Here is a 4,832-nt window from a genome sequence, read left to right on the forward strand (position 1 = left end):
CATGCTGGCGCGGCTGAGCCCGCTGCCCGCCGCCGAACGCGTCGCCGCCGCCTATGACGAGGCAGGGCGGATCTGCGACGAGGATGCGGCGCAGAACGAGGCCATCGGCCGCCACGGGCTGCGCCTGATCCAGGAGATTGCGGCGCGCCGGGGGGCGGACGGGGTGGTCAACATCCTGACCCATTGCAATGCCGGCTGGATCGCCACCGTCGATTGGGGCACCGCGCTGGCGCCGATCTATATGGCGCACGATGCCGGGCTGAAGGTGCATGTCTGGGTGGACGAGACGCGTCCGCGCAACCAGGGTGCGTCGCTGACGGCGTGGGAACTGGGCAGCCACGGCGTGCCCCATACGGTGGTCGCGGACAATGCCGGCGGGCACCTGATGCAGCACGGCATGGTCGACATGGTGATCGTCGGCACCGACCGGGTGACCCGCAGCGGCGACGTGGCGAACAAGATCGGCACCTATCTGAAGGCGTTGGCCGCGCATGACAATGACGTGCCCTTCTGGGTGGCGCTGCCGTCGACGACGATCGACTGGCGGGTGCAAGACGGGTTGGCCGAGATTCCGATCGAGGAACGCGGCGGCGCGGAGGTGACGGCGATCACCGGACGGACGGCGGACGGGCGGATCGAGACCGTGCAATTGACGCCCCCGGGCAGCGGGGCGGCCAATCCGGCGTTCGACGTGACCCCGGCGCGGCTGGTGACCGGGCTGATCACCGAGCGGGGCTGCTGCGATGCCTCGCGGGACGGGCTGGCCGGCCTGTTTCCGGAACAGGCGTAACGAGGCCGGCATAACGGGCCGGCATAACGGGCGGGCATGGCGGGACGGAAGCCGGTCCGGCCTTGACAGGGGGCGCCGGGCCCGGCTTCCTCCGCCTTCGTCCGGACGGGGTGCGCTGCGCCCCGTCTTTGATCAGGTGACACAGGATAAGACCATGCACGCGTACCGTACCCATAGCTGCGCCGCCCTTCGGGCCAGCGATGCCGGGCAGACCGCCCGCCTCTCGGGCTGGGTGCACAGCAAGCGCGATCATGGCGGCCTGCTGTTCATCGACCTGCGCGATCATTTCGGCATCACCCAGATCGTGATTCCCGCCGGATCGCCGGTGCTGGACGTCGTGGAACGGGTGCGCGTCGAGAGCGTGCTGACGATCACGGGCGAGGTCGTGCTGCGCGATGCGGCGACCCGGAACCCCAACCTGCCGACCGGCGAGATCGAGCTGCGCGCGCGCGCGGTCGAGATCCAGTCGGCGGCCGAAGTACTGCCCTTTCAGGTCGCGGGACATGAGCATTATCCCGAGGATCTGCGCCTGACCTATCGCTATCTCGACCTGCGGCGCGAGAAGGTGCATCGCAACATGATGCTGCGGGCCCAGGTGATCGCCAGCCTGCGCCGCCGCATGACCGAGCAGGGCTTCGTCGAGTTCCAGACGCCGATCCTGACCGCGTCCTCGCCCGAGGGGGCGCGCGACTTTCTGGTGCCGGCGCGCATGCATCCGGGCAAGTTCTATGCGCTGCCGCAGGCGCCGCAGCAATTCAAGCAGCTTGCGATGGTTGCGGGTTTCGACCGGTATTTCCAGATCGCGCCCTGTTTCCGCGACGAGGCGGCGCGCGCCGACCGGTCGCCGGGCGAGTTCTACCAGCTTGATTTCGAAATGGCGTTCGCGAGGCAGGAAGACGTGTTCGCGACGCTGGAGCCGGTGATGGAGGGCGTGTTCCGCGAGTTCGGCGGCGGGCGCACCGTCAGCGCGGCGCCGTTCGAGCGGATTCCCTATGCCACGGCGATGAAGCTCTATGGCAGCGACAAGCCCGACCTGCGCAACCCGCTGCTGATCTCGGACGTCACCGAGGCGTTCGCCGAGTCCGGTTTCGGCCTGTTCGCGCGCATCGTCGCCGACGGCGGCGCGGTGCGGGCGATCCCCGCCCCGGGGGCCGGCGATCGTCCGCGCGCCTTCTATGACAAGCTGAATGCCTGGGCGCGCGAGGCCGGGGCGGGCGGCCTGGGCTACATCATCTTCGACGCGGAGGGCGGCAAGGGGCCGATCGCCAAGAACCTGGAGCCCGAGCGCGTCGCGGCGATTCGCGAGGCGACGGGGCTGGCGGACGGCGACGCGGTGTTCTTCGCCGCCGGCAAGGGCGACGAAATGGTGAAATTCTCGGGCCAGGTGCGGACCCGAATCGCCACCGAGCTGGACCTGATCGAGACGGATGCGTTCCGCTTCTGCTGGATCACCGATTTCCCGATGTACGAGCGCAACGAGGAAACCGGCCAGATCGATTTCTCGCACAACCCGTTCTCGATGCCGCAGGGGGGACTGGAGGCGCTGAACGGCCAGGATCCGCTGACGATCACCGCCTATCAGTACGACATCGTGTGCAACGGCATCGAACTGTCCTCGGGCGCGATCCGCAACCATCGTCCGGATGTGATGATCCGCGCCTTCGAGATCGCCGGCTATCCGGCCAGCGAGGTCGAGGCCCGGTTCGGCGGCATGCTGAATGCCTTCCGCTATGGCGCGCCGCCGCATGGCGGGTCGGCGCCGGGCGTGGACCGGATCGTCATGCTGCTGGCGGACGAGCCGAATATCCGCGAGGTGATTCTCTTTCCGCTGAACCAGCAGGGCGAGGACCTGATGATGGGCGCGCCGGCGCCGGTGCCGCCCGAGCGGCTGAAGGAATTGTCGCTGGCGCTGGACCTGCCGCGCCCCAAGCCGGCCGCGTCCAAGGGTGGCCAGGGGAGCGATGCGCAGGCGAGCGATGTGAAGGCGAGCCCTGTGAAGGCGAGTGGCGGGAAGGCGGGCGAATAGGCGCGCGGCGTGACGTCCGGCGCGGGGGGTGGGGCGTATTGCGCTGTTGCATGCCGCGCCGCAATCGGGTCTGCTGGCGGAATGACGGGGCGAAGCGGCGATTGGACGGATTTCGGGCGTGCCTGGACGGCGCCTTTTCCGGGGGGTGTGCTGCTGGCGGCGATCTTGTCCGGCACGATCATGGCCGGTACGGTCATGGTGGCGCGGGCGGCGCCCGATGTCCGTCTGGCGCCGCATCGCGCGGCCTATGACCTGACATTGGCGACGATCAAGGGCGGGGACACGGTCTCGGCCAGCGGCACCATGACCTATGCCGTCACCGATGCCTGTACCGCATGGTCGACCCAGCAGGAATTGCGGTTGCAGACCGTGTCGCGCTCGGGCGGCGTGACCAGCCTGGTGTCGGACTACGCGACCCTGGAATCGAAGGACGGGCGGCACCTGGTCTTCCGGACCGTCCAGACCTCGGACGGGCGGCCCGTCACCCGCGTGATGGGCGAGGCGACGACGGGGCCGTCGGGCGGGGAAATCCATTATACCCAGCCCGTGCCGCACAGCGTGACGCTGCCGGCCGGCACGCTGTTCCCGATGGCGCATACCGCCGCGATCATCCGCGCGGCCGGAAGCGGCGCGCCGTCCATCAGCCCCATGCTGTTCGACGGCACCGGCGATGACGGGGCGCAATATACCTATGTGATGCTGCTGGGCTGGGGCGGACCGCCGTCGTCCAGCGGCTTTCCGGCGCTGGCGCACCTGCCGTCGGGCCGGGTGCATGTGGCGTTCTACACCCCGTCCTCGCACGATATGCGCCCGGATTATGCGATCGGCATGCGCTATTTCGCGAACGGCGTGTCGGACCAGTTGGACATGGATTTCGGGGATTTCACCATGCGCGGAACCTTGCGCAGCTTCTCGCTCGGCAGCGTTCCGCCGGGCGGGGACAGGCACCGGTGCTGAATCGGGTGGGACAGGCGGGGGATGCCGCGCCCCCAGGGGCCGAGCCCACGGGCGCGGCGGTGTCCAGCGGCGGCGGCCTGGCCCATTCGTTGCGCAGTCGCCATGTTTCGATGATCGCGATCGGCGGCATGATCGGCGCCGGGCTGTTCGTCAACACGTCGGTGATGATCCGGGGGGCGGGGCCGCTGGTGCTGCTGTCCTATCTGCTGGCCGGGTTGATCGTGTTCATGGTCATGCGCATGCTGGGCGAGATGGCGATCGACTGCCCCGATGCCGGGTCGTTCGTCGGCCATGTCCGCCGCGGGCTGGGCGGGCGCGCGGCCTTCGTCACCGGATGGTCGTACTGGCTGTTCTGGGTGGTCGTGACGTCGGTCGAGGCCAAGGCCGCCGCGCTGATCGTCGCGCCGATGCTGGGCGTGGCCCAATTGCCGGTGGCGCTGGGGCTGATCGGGCTGATGACGGGCGTGAACATGTTCTCGGTCCGGGGCTATGGCGAGTTCGAATTCTGGTTCTCGCTGTTGAAGATCAGCGCGATCGGCCTGTTCACCATCGTGGCGGGGCTGGCGCTGTTCGGGGTGATCGGTCCGCCTCTGCATGGCGGAATCGCGCATCTGTGGGACCAGGGCGGTTTCATGCCGCATGGGTTCAGCGCGTCGCTGGCGCTGCTGCCGGCGATCCTGTTCACCTTCGCCGGGGCCGAGATCGCCACGGTGGCGGCGGCGGAGACCACCGACCCGGCGCGCAACATCGTCCAGGCGATCCGCACCGTCGTGATCCGGGTGATGCTGTTCTATATGGGTTCGCTGGGCGTCATCCTGTGCCTGATCCCCTGGAACCAGGTGCGGCCGGGGCACTCGCCCTTTCTGGACGTGCTGCACCGGATCGGCATTCCGGGCGCCGAGGGCGCGATGACGCTGGTGGTGCTGGTGGCGATCGCGTCCTGCCTCAATTCCACGCTGTACGTGACGTCGCGCATTCTCTTCGAGATGGCGGCGCATGGCGACGCGCCCGGCCGGCTGGTGCATGTCGGGCCCAGCGGCGCGCCGCGCCGGGCGATTT

Annotated in this window: 4 protein-coding genes; all 4 read left to right on the top strand. The window is 68.9% G+C overall.

Going from position 1 to position 4,832, the window contains the following annotated elements; genetic code table 11:
• Nucleotides 1-790 (top strand): S-methyl-5-thioribose-1-phosphate isomerase (gene mtnA / locus HUK84_RS10590; protein WP_176640262.1); only part of this gene is annotated, 790 nt, incomplete at its 5' end.
• Nucleotides 791-944: 154 nt separating this feature from the next.
• Complete coding sequence (gene aspS, locus HUK84_RS10595) at nt 945-2,816, top strand: aspartate--tRNA ligase (protein WP_176640263.1); 1,872 nt, start codon at nt 945-947, stop codon at nt 2,814-2,816.
• 81 nt (nt 2,817-2,897) lie between these two features.
• Nucleotides 2,898-3,773 (top strand): cell envelope integrity EipB family protein, encoded by an 876-nt coding sequence (locus HUK84_RS10600; RefSeq protein ID WP_176640264.1) that lies wholly within the window; start codon nt 2,898-2,900, stop codon nt 3,771-3,773.
• Nucleotides 3,767-4,832, top strand: a 1,066-nt coding sequence (locus HUK84_RS10605; protein ID WP_317135276.1) for an amino acid permease, incomplete at its 3' end; no start/stop codon positions are given. The genes HUK84_RS10600 and HUK84_RS10605, both read left to right, overlap by 7 nt.

This window comes from Nguyenibacter vanlangensis (genome assembly GCF_013376155.1).
GTDB lineage: Bacteria > Pseudomonadota > Alphaproteobacteria > Acetobacterales > Acetobacteraceae > Gluconacetobacter > Gluconacetobacter vanlangensis.

Coding starts and splice junctions, on each gene's coding strand:
- aspS (WP_176640263.1), top strand. CDS start 945: ATGCACGCGTACCGTACCCATAGCTGCGCCGCCCTTCGGGCCAGCGAT.
- HUK84_RS10600 (WP_176640264.1), top strand. CDS start 2,898: ATGACGGGGCGAAGCGGCGATTGGACGGATTTCGGGCGTGCCTGGACG.